Raw genomic sequence first — 18,810 nt, 5'->3', positions numbered from 1 at the left:
GAATGTTGTTGGCAAGTGTTCTGGGGTTATTGATGGGCTTGGTGATGGGCCTGACCGGCGCGGGCGGCGGCATCCTTGGGGTGCCGGCGCTGGTATTGGGGTTGGGCCTGAGCATGACCCAGGCCGCGCCGGTGTCGCTTTTGGCCGTAGGTGCGGCGGCCGCGGTGGGCGCACTCGACGGCTTGCGTCACGGCCTGGTGCGTTACCGCGCGGCGTTGCTGATCGCCTTGTTGGGCGCGTTGTGTTCGCCGGTGGGGGTATTTTTCGCCCACCAACTACCGGAGGCCGTGCTGATGGGCCTGTTCAGCGCGCTGATGGTGCTGGTGGCCTGGCGCATGTTGCAGCGCGAAAAACACCAGGCCGGTCCGAGTGACCATGGCACCGCGTCCTGGGGCCAGAAGAACTGCATGCTCGACCAGCAGACCGGGCGCCTGACCTGGACCGCCAAATGCAGCGCCACCCTGGCCGCCCTCGGCGCGGTCACCGGCGCCGTGTCCGGCCTGCTCGGCGTGGGCGGCGGCTTCCTCATCGTGCCGGCGTTCAAGCAACTCACCGACGTGCAGATGCGCGGCATCGTCGCCACCTCGCTGATGGTGGTCAGCCTGCTGTCGCTGATCGGCGTGGCCGGCGCCTTCCACGCCGGGGTCACCATCGAACCGCTGGGCTGGGTGTTTGTCGGCGCAAGCATCGTCGGCATGCTCGCCGGTCGGCGCCTGAGTTCGGTGATCCCCGCCCGCTACTTGCAGGTCGGTTTTGCCAGCCTGTGTGTACTGGTGGCTGTCGGCATGTTGGCCAAGGCCGGTCTTACGCACTAAGTGCCGGGCCTGGCTTACACCGAACTTGGCGGGCACCCGCAGCCCGCCCAAAGCAGCCTGAAACCACGGCCAAGGCAGCGTATGCCGGGGCCTGGCGCCTTTTGATAATCGCCTCCGACATCAAGTCCCCGTTGCGGAGCGCGCCATGCATAAGAATAAGAATGTCCCCCTGCGTCTGTTACCTGCCTTCATCGTCGGCCTCGGCCTGAGCCCGTTCGCCGACGCCGAAATCATGCTGTACGACAAGGACGAAACCACCTTTTCCACCGACGGCTACATCAACGCCTTCTACGTCAACAGCGACGTGGACCGCGCCGGCGAGCAGTACGACCGCCGCCAATCCCGCGTAAAGATGGGCTTCTTGCCCAACTACCTGGGCTTCAACATGACCAAGCAGGTCGACGACCTCAAACTCGGCGCCCGCGCCTCGTTCTGGGTGACGATCAACGACAGCGAAACCAACGGCACCGACACCGCCATCGACGTGCGCCAGTTCTACGGCACCGTGGCCAACCAGGAATGGGGTGAAGTGCTGATCGGCAAGGACTTCGGCCTGTTCGCCCGCTCCAACATCCTGCTCGACGAACTGCTCGCCGGTTACGGCCAGGTCAGCGACAGCCTCGGCCTGGTGGACGGCGGCGGTGTGTCGTTCGGCAATATCGGCAGCGGCTACCCGTACCCGTTCCCCACCTCGCAGATCACCTACCGCACCCCGGTGATGGACGGCCTGCGCGTGGCCGTCGGCATCATGGACCCGGTGGACACCAACGACAGCAGCGCCCTGGGCAAGGCCTACCAGAAGAACCCACGCACCGAGAGCGAGATCACCTACCAGTTCGACGTGGGCGGGGCGAAGATCTACAGCTGGCTCAACGGCAGCTACCAGACCTCGGACAACACCGACTCCAACGTCGCCAGCGTCACCTCCAAGGGCCTGGGCTACGGCGTGCAGGCAAAAATGGGCGGCCTGTCGCTGACCGGCTCGGGTTTCCAGGCCAAGGGCATCAACCCGTTTTTCACCAACAACGCCGGCGAAGCCACCCTGCGCAATGTCGACAGCAACGGCTACCTGGTGCAAGGCTCGTACAAACTCGGCAACAACCGCCTGGCGCTGTCCTACGGCAAGACCAAGGACGACGGCAACGGCGTGGTTGGCAGCGGCGCGGATTATGAAACCCGTGGGATTGCGCTGTTCCATGACGTCAACGCCAACCTGAAGCTGGTGGCGGAGTACAACCAGTTCCAGATCAAGGGGCATGACACCAGTGCCCAAAATGAAGACACCGACACCTTTGCCGTAGGTGCCGTCCTCACCTGGTAAGACTTGGAATGCTTACCCTGTGGGAGCTGGCTTGCCTGCGATAGCGGTCTACCTGATACACCGCTATCGCAGGCAAGCCAGCTCCCACAGTTGCTCTCCATCGGTCTTGAGATATTCATCCCAACGCATCCCCCCACCCAGTACCCAAGTAGCATAGGGCCCACCCCCCGGCCTTCGTACACTGACGCCTTAGAGGGGGAACCAACGATGCACAACAGTGAAGGCGTAGTCAGCGCCATGTCCCAGGCCACCGATCCAGGGCAGGCCGCTGAAGAGTTGGCCCGCCAACTGCTGCATCCGTACCTGGGCTTTGTGCTGTTTTTCTGTTCCGCTGGCTACGACTTGCAGGCCCTCGGCCAGGCCCTGCAGCAGTGCTTCGGCAATGTGCGCGTGGTTGGCTGCACCAGCGCCGGCGAGATCACGCCCCAAGGCTACGGGCGCAATTGCATCACCGCGATGGGCTTCAACCACGCGCACTTTTCCATCGCCACCGAGCTGATCGATGAGGTCGAGCATTTCAGCCTGATCGGCGCCCAGGACATGGTCGAGCGCCTGGTCGGCGGCTGTCGCAGCAACACCCTGGCGCCGATCAAGGGCAACACCTTTGCCCTGACCTTGCTCGACGGCTTGTCCAGCCGCGAAGAGATGGTGCTCGCCGCCCTCAGCGCCGCCCTCGGCGATATCCCGCACTTTGGCGGCTCGGCCGGGGACGACAACTTCCTCACCCACACCCACGTGTACTTCAACGGCGTGTTCCACAGCGGTGCGGCGGTGGTGGTGCTGGTCAATACCTGGCTGGATTTCGAAGTGTTCACCACCCACCACATCCTGCCGCGCACGGAAAAACTGGTGGTGACCGGGGCCGACAGCCCGTCCCGCCGGGTCTTCGAACTCAACGCCGAACCCGCCGCCGAAGAGTATGCGCGGCACATCGGCGTGGCCGTGGCGGACCTTGACCATCGCACCTTCGCCGCCCATCCGCTGGCGGTGCGCATCCACGACCAGTACTACGTGCGCGCGATCCAGCAGGTGCATGACGACCTCAGCCTGAGTTTCTACTGCGCGGTGGAGAACGGCATTGTGCTGACCCTGATGCAACCGGGCCCGATCCTGCCCAACCTGGAGGCCTTGTTCGACGGCCTGCACGCGCGCCTCGGCGACCTGTTGCTGACCATCGGCTGCGACTGCTTCCTGCGGCGCATGGAGCTGGAAGACAACGGCCACCTGGAACAGATCGGCCACTACCTGCAAGGCCAACGGGTGCTGGGTTTCAACACCTACGGAGAACAGTTCAATGGCATGCACATCAACCAGACCTTCACCGGGGTCGCCATTGCCCGTGGCCGACGCTGAACTGCGTGCCCAGGTTGCCCAGCTGCAACAGGCCAACCACAAGCTGGCACGGATCAACGCCGCGCTGATCGAGCGCATCGAGTCCGGCATGACCCAGGGCAACAACCCCTACACCACCTTCCAGCATTCGGTGGTGCTGGCCGAGCAGGTGCGCGAACGCACCGACGCGCTGAACCAGGCGATGGCCGAACTCAAGGCCAGCAACCACCTGCTGATCAACGCGCGGCTGCGCGCCGAAACCCTGCGTGGCGAACAGGCGGCCGCGCAAAAAGCCCAGGAAAGCGAACGCTGGATTCGCCTGATCACCGACAACGTGCCGGCGCTGATCGGCTACCTGAATGCCGAGCTGGTCTACGAATTCACCAACAAGGTCTACGAAGAATGGTACTGCTGGCCGCGCGGCATGATGCTCGGCCAGAGCCTGCGCGAGGTGCACAGCGAGCAGCATTGCCAGCGCCTCGACGCTTACGTCGCCCGCGCCCTGGCCGGGGAGAGCGTGACCTTCGAATTCGCCGAAACCAATATCAACAACCAGGAGCGCTACATGCTGCGCTCCTATGTGCCGAACCTGCTCGCCAGCGGCGAAGTGGTGGGCATTTTTGTGCTGATCCGCGACATCACCGAACGCCGCCGCACCGCCGAAGCCCTGCACCAGGCCTACCAACACCTGGAACAGCGCGTGGCCCAGCGCACCTCGGAACTGACCTCGCTCAACGACCAGCTGTTGCAGGAAATCGACGAGCGCCGGCGCATGGAAACCCGCCTGCGCGAAGCCAAGCAGGAGGCGGAAAAAGCCAACCTGTCGAAAACCAAATTCCTCGCCGCCGTGAGCCACGACCTGCTGCAACCGCTGAACGCCGCGCGTTTGTTCACCAGCGCGCTGTTGGAACGCCCCAACGAAACCCTGGTGCGCAACGTCAGCAACTCCCTCGACGACGTGGAAAACCTGCTGGGCACCCTGGTGGATATTTCCAAGCTCGACGCTGGCGTCATCAAGGCCGATATCGCCCCGTTCGCCCTCAGCGAACTGCTGGAAAACCTCGCCGCCGAATACACCGAACTGGCCCGCGCCGAAGGCCTGGCATTGCACTTCGTCGCCTGCTCGGCGCTGGTGCGCAGTGACATCCAGCTATTGGCGCGCATTCTGCGCAACCTGCTCAGCAACGCCCTGCGCTACACCTACAAGGGCCGCGTGGTGCTGGGCTGCCGACGCCAGCAGCAGCGCCTGCTGATCCAGGTGTGGGACAGCGGCATGGGCATTGCCGAGGAACGGCTGGAGGAGATTTTCCAGGAGTTCAAGCGCGGCGATGTGCAACGCCCGGACCAGGATCGCGGGCTGGGGTTGGGCCTGGCCATCGTCGAGAAAATCGCCGGGATTCTCGGCCATCGTATCAGCGTCAAATCCTGGCCGGGCCGGGGTTCGATGTTTTCCGTGGAAGTGCCCGTGAGCGCTACCGCGCCGAAGTCCCTGCCGCTGCCGTGTATGAGCGAGGCGCTGCTGGAGCGTTTGCAAGGCGCACGGGTGTGGGTGCTGGATAACGACGCGGCGATCTGCGCGGGCATGCGCACGTTGCTGGAAGGCTGGGGTTGCCGGGTCACGACGGCATTGTCGGAACAGGACCTGGCGCGGCAGGTGGACAACTACCATGCCGAGGCAGACCTGTTGATTGCCGACTACCACCTCGACGACGACCAGAACGGCGTCGACGCCGTGGCCCGTATCAACGCCCGGCGCGGCAGTGCGATCCCGGCGTTGATGATTACGGCCAACTACAGCAATGAGTTGAAGCAGCAGATCCGGGAGTTGGGGCATACCCTGATGCACAAGCCGGTGCGGCCGATGAAGCTCAAGACCGCGATGAGTCACCTATTAGGCAAGTGAACCCAAAACCATCATCCAATAGAGATCAACTGTGGGAGCTGGCTTGCCTGCGATGGCGGTGGGTCAGCTTGCACATCTGTCACTGATACACCGCCATCGCAGGCAAGCCACACATTTAGATCTCCATTAGATCTCCATTTGTCTGAGGAGGTCAGCGGCGCAGGTACGAGCCGAAGTCGATATCCCCGGCACTCAGAATCGCCTGCACCCGGTTATGCACATTCAACTTGCGCAATATCGCCGACACGTGGGCCTTCACCGTGGTCTCGGCAATCTCCAGGGTGTAGGCAATCTGCTTGTTCGACTCACCCTTGGTCATCCGTTCCAACACCAGCAATTGCTTGCGCGTCAGGGCCTGCAACAGCTCCGGGGCGAAGCCTGGCGCGTCGTTCATGCGCCGTTGGTTGGGGTTTTTCTGGGTGCGGATGATGTCGGGCGGCAGGTACACGTTGCCGTTGAGGATCTGCTGGATCGCTTCGGTCATTTGCAGGCGCGGCGATGACTTGGTGATAAAACCCACGGCGCCGTAGGTGATGGCTTGCAGCACGATCTGTTTGTCCTGCTCGGCCGAGACGATCACCACGGGGATGGTCGGCGACTCGTTGCGCAGGTTGATCAGGCCATTGAGGCCGTGCATGCCGGGCATGTTCAGGTCCAGCAGGATCAGGTCGAGGTCGTCGTGTTCCTGGGTCAGGGCGAGGGCGCTGTCGAGGTCGGCGGTTTCCATCACGTCACTGCCGGGGAAGCCGTCGCTGATCACGTTGTGGATCGCTTCGCGAAACAGCGGGTGATCGTCGGCGATCAGGATTTTGTACATGGCCGTTCACCTTCTTGTTGTGGTTTTTTATTGAAAGGGCTCGGGTGTCGCAGCCATCACTGGCAGTTTTGCCGCTTCCCATGCGTCCAGGCCATCGCGGTACCAATACACCGAGGTATAGCCCAGATTGGCGGCTCGTTTTACCGCGTTCCAACTCAACCAGCAATCGGAGCGGCAGTAGAAGACCAACGGCCGCGCGAGGTTGCCGCCGGTGAACTTGTACAGGTGGCGCACGAAGTAGCCTTGCCACTCCGGCGTAAGGTCGCCGTCGCCGGTATTCGCCAGCCAGTGGCTGCCGGGCAGGTTGGCGTGGGGCTGGTCTTCGATGAAACGGCCTTGCAGCCATTGGCGGCGGTACACGTCGATCAGCACCGGCGCGGGCGTCTGGTTGAGCAGGGTTTGCAGGGCCGGGGTGTCGACGATGGTCGCACCGGGTGCCTGGTCGGGCGTGGGGCTGCGGTACAGGCTGGTACGGTAGCCATCGGCGGAAAACAGTGGGGTGTCGGCCTGGGCGTTGGCTGCGATCAAGCAGAACAACGCCAACAGGGGCAGTCGGGCGGGCAGCATGGCGGGTCAATCCTTATCGTTATGCCGCCATTACACGCCAGTCCCACTGCCTTGGGAATGCGACGATAGACAGGAAAACCAGTACCAAAGTAGTAGATCAGCCCTTTTTGCGCAGGGCCGCGTGCTGTGGATTGAAGGTCAGCACCGCCAACAGCGTGAACACCCCGGTCAGCCCCAGGCACACCAGCAAGGCCAGGCCGGCGAAGCGTTCGTAAAGGGCAAAGCGCACCAGCTCCACCGCGTGGGTGAAGGGGTTGACTGCGCACAGCCAGTACAGCCATTCGCTGGAATCGCGCATCTTCCACAGCGGGTAGAGCGCCGACGACAGGAAGAACAGCGGGAAGATCACGAAATTCATCACCCCGGCAAAGTTCTCCAGTTGGCGGATCGCATTCGACAACAGCAAGCCCAGCGCGCTGAGCAGCAACGCCACCAGCAACAGCGCCGGCAAGGCCGTCAGCAAGCCCATGGCCGGCGGTTGCACGCCATACACCCAGGCAATCGCCAGGAACCCATACACCTGCAACAGCGAAATCAACGAGGTGGCCAACAGCTTGCTGCACAGCAGGAACGTGCGCGGCAGCGGGCTGGTGAGCAGCACGCGCATGCTGCCCATCTCGCGGTCGTAGACCATCGCCAGCGAGCCCTGCATGCCGTTGAACAGCAGGATCATGCAGGCCAGCCCCGGGATGATGTAGACCTCGTAGGGGATGTAGGTGTCGTAGGGTTCGATCACCGAGATGCCCAGCGCCGCGCGAAAGCCTGCGGCGAACACCAGCAGCCATAGCAACGGCCGCACCAGGGCACTGAGAAAGCGCGTGCGCTGCAACACAAAGCGCAGCCACTCACGCAGGACGATGCCGCTGAAACATTGCCAATAGGCGTTCATGCCGCCACCTCTGCACAGGTCAAGCGCGCGAACAAACCGCCCAGGTCGTCGCCTTGCTCGTGCAGCAGTGTGTCGAGTTGCCCGCTGGCCACCAGGCGGCCCTGATGCAAAATCATCAGGGCGTCGTCAGCCTGCACCTCATCGAGCAAGTGGGTGGTCCACAGCACACTGAGGCCCTGTTCCCGGCACAGCGTGCGCAGGTGTTGGTTCAGCGCGAGACGGCTGGCTGGGTCGAGACCGACGCTGGCTTCATCGAGCAGCAGCAAGCGCGGCTCATGCAGTAACGCGCGGGCGATTTCCACGCGGCGACGGTGGCCGCCATTGAGTTCGCGGACCTTTTCCCGGCGCCGCTCGCCCAGCGTCTGGCGCTCCAGTTCGGCCTCGACCCGCAACCCGGTCTGGCGCCGCGACAGCCCATGCAGCGCGGCGTGGTAACGCAGGTTCTGTTCCACGCTGAGGTCCAGGTCCAATGTACTTTGCTGGAACACCACACCGAGTTGGCGCAACGCTTCACGGGGCGCCTCGCGCAAGGAATGACCGCCGACGTGGATGTCGCCGCCCTGCAAGTCATACAGCCGCGTGAGCAGCGCAATCAGCGTCGATTTGCCCGCGCCGTTGGGCCCCAGCAACGCGGCAAACCGCCCGGGTTCCAGGCTGAAACTCACGTCACGCAAGGCCTGCCGCGCGCCATAGGCAAAGCCGATGCCGCGGGCGTCCAGGGCGTTCATGGCGTCACCACCACGCCCCACGGATAACGCCCAACCTTGACCGACTTGAGCACCTTGCGACTGTCCACGTCGATCACCGACACGTCGCCGCTCACGCCATTGGTGGCCAGCAACTGTTTCTCATCCGGGGTGAACGCCAGCTGCCACACGCGGCGGCCCACCAGCAGGTAGTCGAGGATCTCGTAGGTCTTGGCGTCGATCACCGCCACATGGTTGGCCGGGCCGAGGGCGACAAAGCCGTACCTGCCATCGGCACTCAGCTTGATCCCCACCGGCTGCACCTTGTCCGGGTGCACGCCCTTGATCTTGAAGGTCAGGGTCTTGAGGATCGCGCGGCTGGCCACATCGAGGATGGTCACGGTGCCGCCGATTTCCGCCGAGGCCCACAGCTGCGAGCCGTCGTGGTTGAACTCGACAAACCGCGGGCGCTGGTCCACCAGGGTGCTGTCGGCCAGGGTCTGGGTGCTGGTGTCGATCCAGTGCAGCATGTTCGTGGTCTCGCTGGTGTTCACCGCCCACTTGCCGTCCGGGCTTACGGCCATGCCTTCGGGCTCGACGCCGACGTTGACCTGGGCGAGTACCTTGGAGGTTTCCGTGTCGATCACCGTGACCAGCGCATCGTCTTCGTTGGAGACGTACAGCCAGCGGTTGTTGGGGTGCAGGGCAAATTGCTCGGGATCTTTGCCGGAAGGCAGCTCCTTGATGATCTTGCGCGTGGCCACGTCCATCACCTGCACGCGGTCCGAGTCGCTGGCGCAGATGTACAGCAGCTTGTTGTCGTGGGACAGCAGCAGGCCGCGCGGGCGCTGGCCGACCTTGATGGTGTCGGTGACTTGCAGGGTCTGCATGTCGATCAGGCTCAGGCTGTTGTCTTTTTCGTTGGAGACCCAGGCCGTGGCGGCCACGGCGTGTCCGGCGGCAAGCAGCAGGGCGCAGGAGAGCAGGGTGCGGCGCATGGCGTAATCCTTATTGTTGTTGTCGCTGTTGTGTGAGCCATCAGGGAAAGCGGCAGGTCACCTCGGGTTTGTCGTAGCCCAGGCTGTCCATTTCGTTGAAGGGGTGCAGGAAACCGTCCTGGGGCGAAGTGCTCACCAGCGCGCGCGGTTGCACGATGGGGATCGGCTGGCGCAGTTGGCCATTCCACGGGCGGTAGCTGAGCTTGCGGCCCTTGAAACCGTCCAGCGGCAGTTGCTCGCTGATGTGCAGCTGGCGGATGCTCATCGGGTCCACCTGGCGCAGCTTGCTCACCGCGCTGGCCACGCTGCGCACGGCCATCCAGGCGGCGAAGTCGCGGTCGTTCATCCAGCGCCCGGCGAGGGCTTCGAAGCGTTTTTGCAGCTGGGCGGCGCCATAGGTTTCCACGGTCTTGTGCCAGCCGGTGGGCGTCAGGCCCTGGGTGCCGGCGACCGGGCGCGGGTACCAGGTCTGGTAGGGCACGTACTCGCCAAAGTCGCCGCGCTCGTCGGCCACCAGCACCACGTCGTATTCGGCGGTCTGGGTGAAGAGGGGCATATCGGCCTGGGCGCTGCGGCGTTGGTCGTTGTCGAAACGCCATTCCTTCTCCGCCACCAGTTGCACGCCAAAGCGCTTGGCGGCGCGGCGCAGGGCGGCGGCGTAGGCGTGATCGTCCTCGGTGGGGCCGACGATCAGCAGCGCCTTCTGCCATTTGCGCACTACCAGAAACTGCGCCAGCGCGTCGGCGAGCATGGCGCGGCTGGGCAGGGTGTGCAGCACGTTGCCCAGGCAGGCGGTGCTGCGCAGGCTGTCGTCGGGGCTGCCGGCGTTGAACAGCAGGCTGTCGGGCAGGGCGGCGCTGAGTTGGCGCAGGCTGGCGGCGGGAGCGTTGACCACGAACAGGCGCAGGCCCTGGTCGTGCTGTTGTTGCGCGGCGGCGAGCAGCGCCTCGGGGCTGTCCACCGTGGCGTCGCTCAGGCTGTAGCGCTGGTTGAGAAAGGCGCCGGTGCTGTTGCTGTCGATGATTGCCAGTGCAGCGCCGCGCAAGCCGGCATCGGCCGGTTCGGGGATCACGTTGGACAGTAGCGGCCCCGGGTCCGGTCGATAGCCCAGGTAGCCGATCTGCACCTGCAACGGCGCCTCGGCGGCCTGGCCGGCGGTGGCCCAGGTGAGTGCCAGCAGGCAGATCACGGCGAAAGGGTTGCGCATAAGGCACTCCATGACAGGTAGCGCCAGCATATAAAGCCCGGTTACCCCTGCAAATATGCAGAAAGTAGCGCCGGGGCAGTACCAAGGTAGTAGCTCGCCGCGTGCGGCGGGGTCTTAGCATGGAGCCTCAATAGACTGTTCAGGAGTGGGGCATGTCAGCGCTGTGGCGCATCAACCTGTGGGTCTGCGGCTTTTTTGCCGTGGTCACCTGCGCCTCTACCGCGCTGCTGATGCACCAGGCCTTGGCCGATGTGGAGCGCGAGTTGCAATCGGCCGAAGCCGTGGTGCATTACCTGAGCGAAACCGCCGCCCGCGACCCCGCCAGCCTGCAACCGCGGCTCACCGCCAGCCTGCGCCATGTGCGCGTGCAGTGGCTGGGGCCTGACGCAACCCTGCCAGCGCCGGAGCAAGACGGGCTGGACGCCTGGCTCGGGCGCCTGCTGTTCGCCCAGGCGCGCCATAGTGCCGAGGTGCTGGACTTGGCCGATGGCCGACGGGTTTCCATCGCCGTCGACCCGCGTGACGAGATCGACGAAGTCTGGGACTCCTTGCAGCAACTGCTCGGCCTGTGTGCCCTGGCATTGGCCCTGAGCCTGTTGACCATCCGCTGGGCGGTGCGCCGTGGCATGGGCGTGCTGGATGAATTGCTGCTGGCCCTGCAACAGGTGTGCAGCGGCCGCCTCAACGTGCGCCTGCGCAGTGCCGGGGCGCCCGAAGCGCAACAACTGGCGCAGCACTTCAACCGCATGACCGCCGCCCTCGAACAGGCGCGCACCGACAACACCCGCCTCACCCAAACCCTGCTGGCGGTGCAGGAACAGGAGCGCACGCGCCTGGCCCAGACCCTGCACGATGACCTCGGCCAGTACCTGGCAGGGATTCGCGCGCAGGTGTGCCTGTTGCCGCTGATCGCCCACCAGCCGCAAACGCTGGCGCGCACCGTGCAGTTGCTGGAGGAGCACTGCGAACATTTGCAACAGGGCTTTCGCGAGCTGGTCCACGACCTTTATCCGGTGGCCTTGCAGCACCTGCCAATGGCCGAGGCGTTTGCCATGCTGGTGACGCAATGGCGCGCCAGCCATGGCATCGACTGCCAACTGCAAGTCAGTGAGGCGCTGCCGCCGTTGTCCCCGGCCAACAAGACCCACCTCTACCGTTTGCTCCAGGAAGCCTTGACCAACATCGTGCGCCACGCCGACGCCAGTCAGGTGCGCGTGCGCCTGCAACATCGCGGCACGCGCTTGCGCCTGTGGGTGCGCGACAACGGCCAGGGCGCGCAACAACCCCAGCGCCCCGGCGTCGGCCTGCACTCGATGTACGAACGCGCCCGCTGCCTGGGCGGTGAATTGAAGATCGTCAGCCACCCCGGCAAAGGCTGGGCGCTGGCGCTGGACATGCCTGCGGAGGCGCTATGAATATTCTGTTGGTGGATGACCACGCCGTGGTCCGCCAGGGCTACGCCAGCCTGTTGCGCGCGTTGCTGCCGGCGATTGAAGTGCGCGAGGCGGCCAGTGGCGAAGAAGCCCTGGCACGGGTGCACGAAGCGGTGCCGAACCTGGTGATCATGGACTTCGGCCTGCCCGGCATCAGCGGCCTGGAAACCACCCGGCGCCTGCGCCAGCGCTTGCCGCAACTGCGGGTGCTGTTTTTCAGCATGCACGATGAGTTGCCGCTGGTACGCCAGGCACTGGACGCAGGGGCAGCGGGCTACCTGACCAAAAGCTCGGCACCCCAGGTGTTGATTGAAGCGGTGCGGCGCATCCTCGACGGCCACGCCTACATCGAACAACCCCTGGCCACCCAGCTGGCCTGTCAGGCTGCCGACCCGCGCCTGCACAGCATGACCCCGCGCGAGCTGGAGATTTTCCTGATGCTCGCCAAAGGCACCCCGGCCCGGCAGATTGCCGAGCAGCTGAGTATCAGCAGCAAGACCGTGTCGAATCACTTGACCCTGCTCAAGAGCAAGTTGCAGGTCAGCTCTCATGCGGAGTTGGTGCATGTGGGGATTGATCTGGGGGTGGTGAGAGTCGCCGGCTAATTTTGCCTGATGTACACCGAACCCTGTGGGAGCTGGCTTGCCTGCGATGGCATCACTGCGGTCTGACTGACAGACCGAGTTGCCTGCATCGCAGGCAAGCCAGCTCCCACAGTGGACCGGGTTCACAGATCAAAATGAGGGGCTCTATCGATCCCAGGTGGTCGGGCAGTCCTTGCAGCCTTCCATATTGGCGTCCTGGAAGTTGGCGTAGTGCTGGCGGCTGCCACTCAAGGTGGCCTGCTCCAGGTTGCTTTCCCCGAACTTGGCTTCTTGCAGGTTCGCATCGCTGAGGTCTGCGCCTTGCAGATCCGCCTTGCTCAACCAGGTCATTTCCAGGTCTGCCGCGCGCAGGTTGGCCTTGTGCAGCTTCGCCCCCGACAGCCGCGCAAATTGCAGGTAGGCGCCGCTGAGGTTGGCGTTTTCAAATTGCGCGCCCTGGGCAAACATTCCCCAGCCTTGTACGGCCATCAGCGTGGCGCCGGTAAAGTCGGCGAGGCGCAGGTTGGCTTGTTGCAGGCTGGCGCGGGTGAGGTTGGCGCCTTGCAGCTGGGCTTTTTCCAGGTTGGCCAGGTCGAGGTTGGCGTGGCGCAGGTCCGCGTCGCGCAGGTCGGCGCCGGCCAGGTTCATGCCGCTGAGGTTCTGGTTGCGCAGGTTGGCGCCTTTGAGGTTGGCGCCGGGGCATTGGCTGTGTTCGGCGAGGGTGCAGCCGTTGATGATCAGGGGGGCGTCGTCGCCGTCGTCGGCGTGGGCGAGGGGCAGGGACAGCAGCACGAGTAACGGTAGATATCTCATCGCAATACCTCTGTGGCGAGGGAGCTTGCTCCCGCTCGACTGCGCAGCAGTCGCAAAGCCTGGCTGCACAGTGTTGCAGGAGGAAAAGCGGGGCCGCTTCGCAGCCCGGCGGGAGCAAGCTCCCTCGCCACAAAAGCGGGCCCCGCATCAACTAAAGGTTATTTTTGCGCGGTCTTCTGATCCCAGCTCGGGATCTTGAACACCCAGAATGACCCACCCTGTGCCACCGGCTTGGTCAACTCGGCCATGTCGCCACCCCACAACGGCACCGCGCCGCCATAACCGACGGTGACGCCGATGTACTGCTCGCCATCCTGTTCCCAGGTAATCGGCGGCGAGACGATGCCGCTGCCGGTCTGGAACTTCCACAGCTCCTTGCCGGTTTTCGCGTCGAAGGCCTTGAAGAAACCATCGCCGGTGCCGGTGAACACCAGGTTGCCCTTGGTCGCCAGCACGCCGGCCCACAGTGGCAGGTGTTCCTTGTGCTCCCACACCACCTTGCCGGTGGTCGGGTTCATTGCGCGCAGGGTGCCGACGTGGTCGTCGTACATGCGCTTGATGCGGAAGCCCATGCCCAGGTAAGCCGAGCCCTTCTTGTAGTTGACCTCTTCGGTCCAGTATTCCTCTTTCCACTGGTTGCCGGGGATGTAGAACAGGCCGGTGTCCTGGCTGTAGGCCATGGGGTTCCAGTTCTTGCCACCGAGGAACGGCGGCGAGACTTCCACCGGCTTGCCCTTGGTTTCCCCCGGCAATGGCTTGGCCGGACGCTGGCCTTCGTTTTCCACGGGGCGCCCGGTCTTCAGGTCGATATGGCTGGCCCAGGTGATGTTATCCACGAACGGGAAGGCGTTTTGCATGCCGTTGTTGCGGTCCACCACATAGAAGAAGCCGTTGCGGTCGGCGTGGCCGGTGGCCTTGGTGACCTTGCCGTCCTTGTCCTTGTAGTCGAACAGCACCAGTTCGTTGTTGCCGGAGAAGTCCCAAGGCATCGTTGGGCGTGTGCTGGTAGAACCACTTCACTTCGCCGGTGCTTGGGTCGACGCCGACCTGTCCCGAGGTGTAGAGGCTGTCGAAGTCGTGGGGGTTGCCGTCCTTGGAGGTGCGCGCCCAGGTGTTCCACGGGCCGGGGTTGCCGGCGCCGACGATGATGGTGTTGGTCTCGGCATCGAAGCTTGCGCTCTGCCAAGGGGCGCCGCCGCCGTGGCTCCAGGCCTCGACCTTGCCGGTTTCGGTGGTCGGATCATCCGGCCACGACGGCGCCTTGACGTCGCCGGTGGGGGTGCTGTCCTTGCCATTGAGGCGGCCCATGTGGCCTTCGACGAAGGGGCGCATCCACACTTCTTCGCCGGTGTCCGGGTCGCGGGCATACAGCTGGCCGACCACGCCGAATTCATCGCCGGAGCTGCCGTGGATCAGCAGCACTTTGCCGGTGACCTTGTCTTTGATCAGCACCGGTGCGCCGGTCATGGTGTAGCCGGCGGCGTGGTCGCCGAATTTCTTGTTCCACACCACTTTGCCGGTGTTTTTGTCGAGGGCGATCAGGCGCGCGTCGAGGGTGCCGAAGTAGATCTTGTCGCCGAAGATCGCCGCGCCACGGTTGACCACGTCACAGCACGGGCGAATGTTGTCGGGCAGGCGGTGGTTGTAGGTCCACAGGCGTTTGCCGGTTTTCGCGTCGAGGGCGAACACGCGGGAATACGAGCCGGTGACGTAGACCACGCCGTCGCTGACGATGGCCTGGGATTCCTGGCCGCGCTGCTTCTCGTCGCCAAAGGAATACGACCAGGCGGGCGTGAGCTTGAACACGTTCTTGTCATTGACCTGGGCCAGCGGGCTCCAGCGCTGGGCGTTGGTGCCCATGCCGTATTGCAGCACATCCTTGGTGGTCAGGTGGTCGTTGGCGATGTCTTCCCAGGTGACGTTGCGCGTCGTCTTGGCAGGTTCGGCGGCGGCGAAACTCGCCGCACTGAAGGACAGGCTGCCCACCAGCAAAAAGGCTTGCACGGCAAGGCTTAGAGGGGAGCGGGAGGGGAGCGATCTTATTGTCATGGTTTGCAGTTCCCAGTGGAGGTTTTGGCCTGCACAGGGTGGTGCGCCGGGGCGGTGGCTGGATACGGAAAAATTCCCGCTGTTGCCGGGAAGACTTCCCGAACCGCCGCTGATTTGGGTGTGCCCCACAAGCCCTACTACCAAGGGACTAGAGCGCGGCCACCAAAGCAGCATACGGTGCAGGACGGCGGGTTCCTAAGATGGTTGCCATAGCCTCTGCAATGGGGTTTGCGTGCAATCTGAGAGGACAAAAATAATGACAACAAAACGCAACGCCTTGCTCGTGGCCGGCCTGCTGGTGGGTGTAATCAACGTGGGCGCCGTATGGGCCCATGGCAACGTGGTGCCCCAGGCGGTGGAAACCAAAGGCCTGACGCCGATCAAGGACGCGGGCGTGCCGCTCGATGGCGACGGCTGGGCGGCCAACAACCCGTATCGCAAGTCCCCTGAGCACGACAAGGCCGTCGAAATCGGCTCCTCTGCCTACAACCAGAACTGCGCCGCGTGCCACGGGCTGGAGGCGAAGTCCGGTGGTATCGCGCCGGACCTGCGCATGCTCGACGAAGGCGACGCCGGGGATGAGTGGTTTGTCGAACGCGTGCGCCACGGCGCCGTGCGTGACGGCCGCGTGTACATGCCGAAAATGGCCGACTACCTGAGCCAGGAAGCCCTGTGGGCGGTGCGTACCTACCTGGATTCCGTGCGCGTCGAGGAGTAAGCCATGCGCCTGATCAGCCTGGTGTTGAGCCTGGCCTTGCTGTGCTGTCAGGCGGCACAGGCGCAGGTGCGCAGCTATGACCAGATGATCGCCGCCGGCGAGTTGAAAGTGGCGGTGTACAAGGATTTCGCACCCTACAGCTTCGACGACGGCGGCACCCCGCGCGGCGTCGACGTGGAGCTCGCCCAGGCCCTGGCCAAGGCCTTGGGCGTGCAGCTGCGCCTGATCTGGGCGCCGGCCGGCGAGAAACTCGACGACGACCTGCGCGACTACATCTGGCGCGGCAGCCAGTTGCATAACCAGCAGTTGGCCGACCTGATGATGCGCGCGCCCTACGACCATGAATACACGCAAAAGCGCAACGACCAGGGCGAGCTGGAAAACGGCCATGTGGTGATGTTCGGGCCGTACCAGAACGAACAATGGCAGGTGGCCTATGACCGCCGCCGCCTGGACAGCGTGGCCAGCGTGGCGGTGTTCCAGGAACACCCGATTGGCGTGGAAGTGGACAGTGTGCCCTCGTTCTATCTCACCTCGGTGTTCAACGGCCTGCTGGCGGGCAAGACCCGCCACTATGCCAACGTGCCCCAGGCCTTTGCGGCGATGAAAGCCGGGGAGGTCGATGCGGTGATGGCGATGCGTGGCGAGATCGACTGGCAGGTGCATGAGGCCCGCGACCCGCAACTGGCCCTGGCGGAAAACGCTTACCCGAACATGGGCCGACAACGGTGGGAGATCGGCATGGCGGTGCATGAAAGCAACCGGCAACTGGCGTATGCCGTGGAAGAGGCGCTGGAAGGCCTGATCCGCGACGGCAGCCTGCAAGCCATCTACAGCCATTACGGCCTGCGCTACGAAGTGCCCGAGATGTACCAATGATCCGGCGCCTGATTTGCCTGCTGGCCTGCCTGTTGCCCTGGGCGGTGCAGGCCACCGAGGTGGACCCGGTGCCGTCGGTGATGTGGGCGTTCTATCACAAGCAATTCCTCGACAACGCGCCGTTCGTGTTCGACGAGCGGGTCAAGCTGCTGGCGCCGCCGTTCGCCGAGGATGCGCGGCAGGTGCCGTTGGAGATCGACGCACGGGCGTTCAAGGGCAGGGTGGTGCGCATCTTCGCCTGGGCCGAACTGAATCCGTTGCCGAAGATCGTCGACTTCCAGCCCAAGGCCGGCGTGTTGCCGTGGCTGGCGCTGCGCATCCGCATCGAGCAGGCCACGCCGCTGCGTGCCGCCGTGCTCACCGATGACGGCGTGTGGCACGTGGGCTCGACGTTGATCGACGCTGCCGGCGGTGGCTGCACCGCGCCGAGCGTGGTGCGCACCCAGCCGGGTTGGGAAGAGCATATCGGCGAAGTGCTCGGCGGCCGCTACCCGCGTGGCGAGTACAGCCGCGTGCGCGTGCAGGTGGCGCACCCGATGGACAACGGCATGGTCAGCGGCATCCCCGAGTTCTACCTCAACCACGCGCAATTGCTCGGCGACAACGGCCAGGTCATGGCCGAGCTGGAGCTGTTCCCGGCGGTCAGCGAAAACCCCAACCTGGCCTTCGACATCGAAGGCGCCGGGCAGACGCGCCTGGTCCTGCGTGACAACAGCGGCAACGAGTTCGACGCGGCCATCCCCTGACCAGAAGGAGCGCGGCATGCGCTGGATACTGTTGTTGTGCCTGGGCCTGTGCCTGCCCGCCCTGGCCGAGATGGACTACGCCCTCAAACCCCGGCAGATCGCCGAAGGCACCTGGCTGCTGGAAGGCAGCACCGACAATTTCGCCAAGGCCAACGGCGGCAACATCGTCAATGTCGCGTTTATTGTCACCGACGCGGGCGTGGTGGTGATCGACACCGGGCCGTCCAGGCGTTACGGCGAAGCCCTGCGCCAGGCCATCGCCAGCGTTACCGCCAAGCCGGTGATCCAGGTCTTGCTCACCCATCACCACCCCGACCATGCCTTGGGCAACCAGGCGTTCAAGGACGTGCCCATCGGTGCCCTGGCCGACACCACAAAGCTGCTGCACGAGCAGGGCGACAGCATGGCGGAAAACCTCTACCGCATGGTCGGCGACTGGATGCGCGGCACCGAAGTGGTGTTGCCCAGCGAGGTGCTGGAACCCGGCGTGCGCAGCTTCGGCAACCACGACTTGCGTCTGCTGGCGCTGACGGGCCACACCGGCGCCGACCTGGCGATTCTCGACCAGAGCACCGGCGTGCTGTTCGCCGGCGACCTGGTGTTTTACCAACGCGCCCTGACCACGCCAAACAGCCCGGGGATCGCCACGTGGCTGGCCGACATCACCACCCTGCAAGGTCTGCCCTGGACCCTGGTGGTGCCCGGTCACGGCCCGATTGCCACGGATGCGCAGCCGTTCGAACAGATGCGCGACTACCTGACCTGGCTCGATCAATTGCTGCGCGACGGCGCCGCCCACGGCAGCGACATGACCGAGATGATCCGCAGCCCCATCCCCGAGCGCTTTGCCGCGATCAGCCTGAGCCGCTACGAACTGATCCGCAGCGTCAGCCACCTGTACCCGCGCTACGAGCGCGCGCAGATGCACCCGCTACTAAGGAACTAGCAAACTCGATACTGCGGTCAATTGTGACAACTGCCCCTGCGCCCAAGAATCTGCAGCAGATCGGGAAAATTTCCCGGGTATAACAAAAAACCGCAGAGGTAGCCGTC

Annotated in this window: 17 protein-coding genes and 1 pseudogene; 10 read left to right on the top strand and 8 right to left on the bottom strand. The window is 64.2% G+C overall.

All coding sequences use genetic code 11. The features are described from left to right. Positions 1–2 precede the first annotated feature (2 nt). The 4 genes from PSH87_RS17590 to PSH87_RS17575 all read left to right on the top strand — a co-directional run bounded on the left by PSH87_RS17590 (position 3) and on the right by PSH87_RS17575 (position 5,371). On the top strand, positions 3–815 hold the full coding sequence (locus PSH87_RS17590) for a sulfite exporter TauE/SafE family protein (RefSeq protein ID WP_026136620.1): 813 nt from the start codon (positions 3–5) through the stop codon (positions 813–815). 145 nt (positions 816–960) lie between these two features. Next, positions 961–2,136, top strand: a complete 1,176-nt coding sequence (locus PSH87_RS17585; RefSeq protein WP_305430443.1) for a porin — start codon at positions 961–963, stop codon at positions 2,134–2,136. 207 nt (positions 2,137–2,343) lie between these two features. Then, positions 2,344–3,489 carry a nitric oxide-sensing protein NosP gene (gene nosP, locus PSH87_RS17580; protein ID WP_017735438.1) on the top strand — a complete coding sequence of 382 codons (1,146 nt, stop codon included), beginning with the start codon at positions 2,344–2,346 and terminating at the stop codon, positions 3,487–3,489. Further along, positions 3,431–5,371, top strand: a complete 1,941-nt coding sequence (locus PSH87_RS17575) for a NahK/ErcS family hybrid sensor histidine kinase/response regulator (protein WP_370695278.1) — start codon at positions 3,431–3,433, stop codon at positions 5,369–5,371. The genes nosP and PSH87_RS17575 overlap by 59 nt, the downstream gene beginning before the upstream one ends. A 151-nt stretch (positions 5,372–5,522) precedes the next feature. Here the strand turns inward: PSH87_RS17575 and PSH87_RS17570 are convergent, their stop codons facing one another. From PSH87_RS17570 to PSH87_RS17545, 6 genes are all read right to left on the bottom strand, one after another. Continuing rightward, positions 5,523–6,188 carry a response regulator transcription factor gene (locus tag PSH87_RS17570; protein ID WP_207042744.1) on the bottom strand — a complete coding sequence of 222 codons (666 nt, stop codon included), beginning with the start codon at positions 6,186–6,188 and terminating at the stop codon, positions 5,523–5,525. 27 nt (positions 6,189–6,215) lie between these two features. Beyond that, positions 6,216–6,755: a PQQ-dependent catabolism-associated CXXCW motif protein gene (locus tag PSH87_RS17565; protein WP_017735441.1), complete on the bottom strand. Its 540-nt coding sequence runs from the start codon at positions 6,753–6,755 to the stop codon at positions 6,216–6,218. A gap of 97 nt (positions 6,756–6,852) precedes the next feature. Further along, complete coding sequence (locus PSH87_RS17560) at positions 6,853–7,644, bottom strand: ABC transporter permease (protein ID WP_305430442.1); 792 nt, start codon at positions 7,642–7,644, stop codon at positions 6,853–6,855. Beyond that, positions 7,641–8,372 (bottom strand): ABC transporter ATP-binding protein, encoded by a 732-nt coding sequence (locus tag PSH87_RS17555; protein ID WP_305430441.1) that lies wholly within the window; start codon positions 8,370–8,372, stop codon positions 7,641–7,643. The genes PSH87_RS17560 and PSH87_RS17555 overlap by 4 nt, the downstream gene beginning before the upstream one ends. Then, positions 8,369–9,328 carry a YVTN family beta-propeller repeat protein gene (locus PSH87_RS17550; protein ID WP_305430439.1) on the bottom strand — a complete coding sequence of 320 codons (960 nt, stop codon included), beginning with the start codon at positions 9,326–9,328 and terminating at the stop codon, positions 8,369–8,371. The genes PSH87_RS17555 and PSH87_RS17550 overlap by 4 nt, the downstream gene beginning before the upstream one ends. A 40-nt stretch (positions 9,329–9,368) precedes the next feature. Further along, a complete protein-coding gene (locus PSH87_RS17545; RefSeq protein ID WP_305430438.1) occupies positions 9,369–10,535 on the bottom strand; it encodes an ABC transporter substrate-binding protein in 1,167 nt (388 codons plus the stop codon). A 152-nt stretch (positions 10,536–10,687) separates the two neighbouring features. Here PSH87_RS17545 and PSH87_RS17540 point away from each other — a divergent pair, with 152 nt between their 5' ends. Together PSH87_RS17540 and PSH87_RS17535 are read left to right on the top strand one after the other, a co-directional pair. Then, positions 10,688–11,950 carry a histidine kinase gene (locus tag PSH87_RS17540; RefSeq protein WP_305430437.1) on the top strand — a complete coding sequence of 421 codons (1,263 nt, stop codon included), beginning with the start codon at positions 10,688–10,690 and terminating at the stop codon, positions 11,948–11,950. Further along, positions 11,947–12,573 carry a response regulator transcription factor gene (locus PSH87_RS17535; protein ID WP_207042754.1) on the top strand — a complete coding sequence of 209 codons (627 nt, stop codon included), beginning with the start codon at positions 11,947–11,949 and terminating at the stop codon, positions 12,571–12,573. Before PSH87_RS17540 ends, PSH87_RS17535 begins: the two co-directional genes overlap by 4 nt. A gap of 144 nt (positions 12,574–12,717) precedes the next feature. On the opposite strand, the gene PSH87_RS17530 is transcribed toward PSH87_RS17535, so the two are convergent. Continuing rightward, positions 12,718–13,365 carry a pentapeptide repeat-containing protein gene (locus PSH87_RS17530; protein WP_305430434.1) on the bottom strand — a complete coding sequence of 216 codons (648 nt, stop codon included), beginning with the start codon at positions 13,363–13,365 and terminating at the stop codon, positions 12,718–12,720. A 158-nt stretch (positions 13,366–13,523) separates the two neighbouring features. Continuing rightward, positions 13,524–15,414 (bottom strand): annotated as a pseudogene (gene exaA, locus PSH87_RS17525) (quinoprotein ethanol dehydrogenase). A 256-nt stretch (positions 15,415–15,670) separates the two neighbouring features. Between exaA and pedF the strand changes: the two are divergent. The 4 genes from pedF to PSH87_RS17505 are packed head-to-tail and all read left to right on the top strand — an operon-like array spanning position 15,671 to position 18,703. Then, positions 15,671–16,132, top strand: coding sequence for a cytochrome c-550 PedF (gene pedF, locus PSH87_RS17520; RefSeq protein ID WP_017735450.1), 462 nt, complete (start codon positions 15,671–15,673; stop codon positions 16,130–16,132). A gap of 3 nt (positions 16,133–16,135) precedes the next feature. Then, the gene (locus PSH87_RS17515; RefSeq protein ID WP_305430432.1) at positions 16,136–17,011 is read left to right on the top strand and encodes an ABC transporter substrate-binding protein; all 876 of its coding nucleotides are present in this window, start codon (positions 16,136–16,138) and stop codon (positions 17,009–17,011) included. Further along, entirely contained in the window at positions 17,008–17,757 is a 750-nt protein-coding gene (locus tag PSH87_RS17510; protein WP_305430430.1) for a quinoprotein dehydrogenase-associated SoxYZ-like carrier, read from the top strand. Before PSH87_RS17515 ends, PSH87_RS17510 begins: the two co-directional genes overlap by 4 nt. Before the next feature lie 16 nt (positions 17,758–17,773). Then, the gene (locus tag PSH87_RS17505) at positions 17,774–18,703 is read left to right on the top strand and encodes a quinoprotein relay system zinc metallohydrolase 1 (protein WP_305430429.1); all 930 of its coding nucleotides are present in this window, start codon (positions 17,774–17,776) and stop codon (positions 18,701–18,703) included. Positions 18,704–18,810 lie beyond the last annotated feature (107 nt).

Origin of the sequence: Pseudomonas sp. FP453 (assembly GCF_030687495.1) — a bacterium.
Lineage (GTDB): Bacteria > Pseudomonadota > Gammaproteobacteria > Pseudomonadales > Pseudomonadaceae > Aquipseudomonas.
This window is presented reverse-complemented; position numbering and strand designations above follow the sequence as displayed.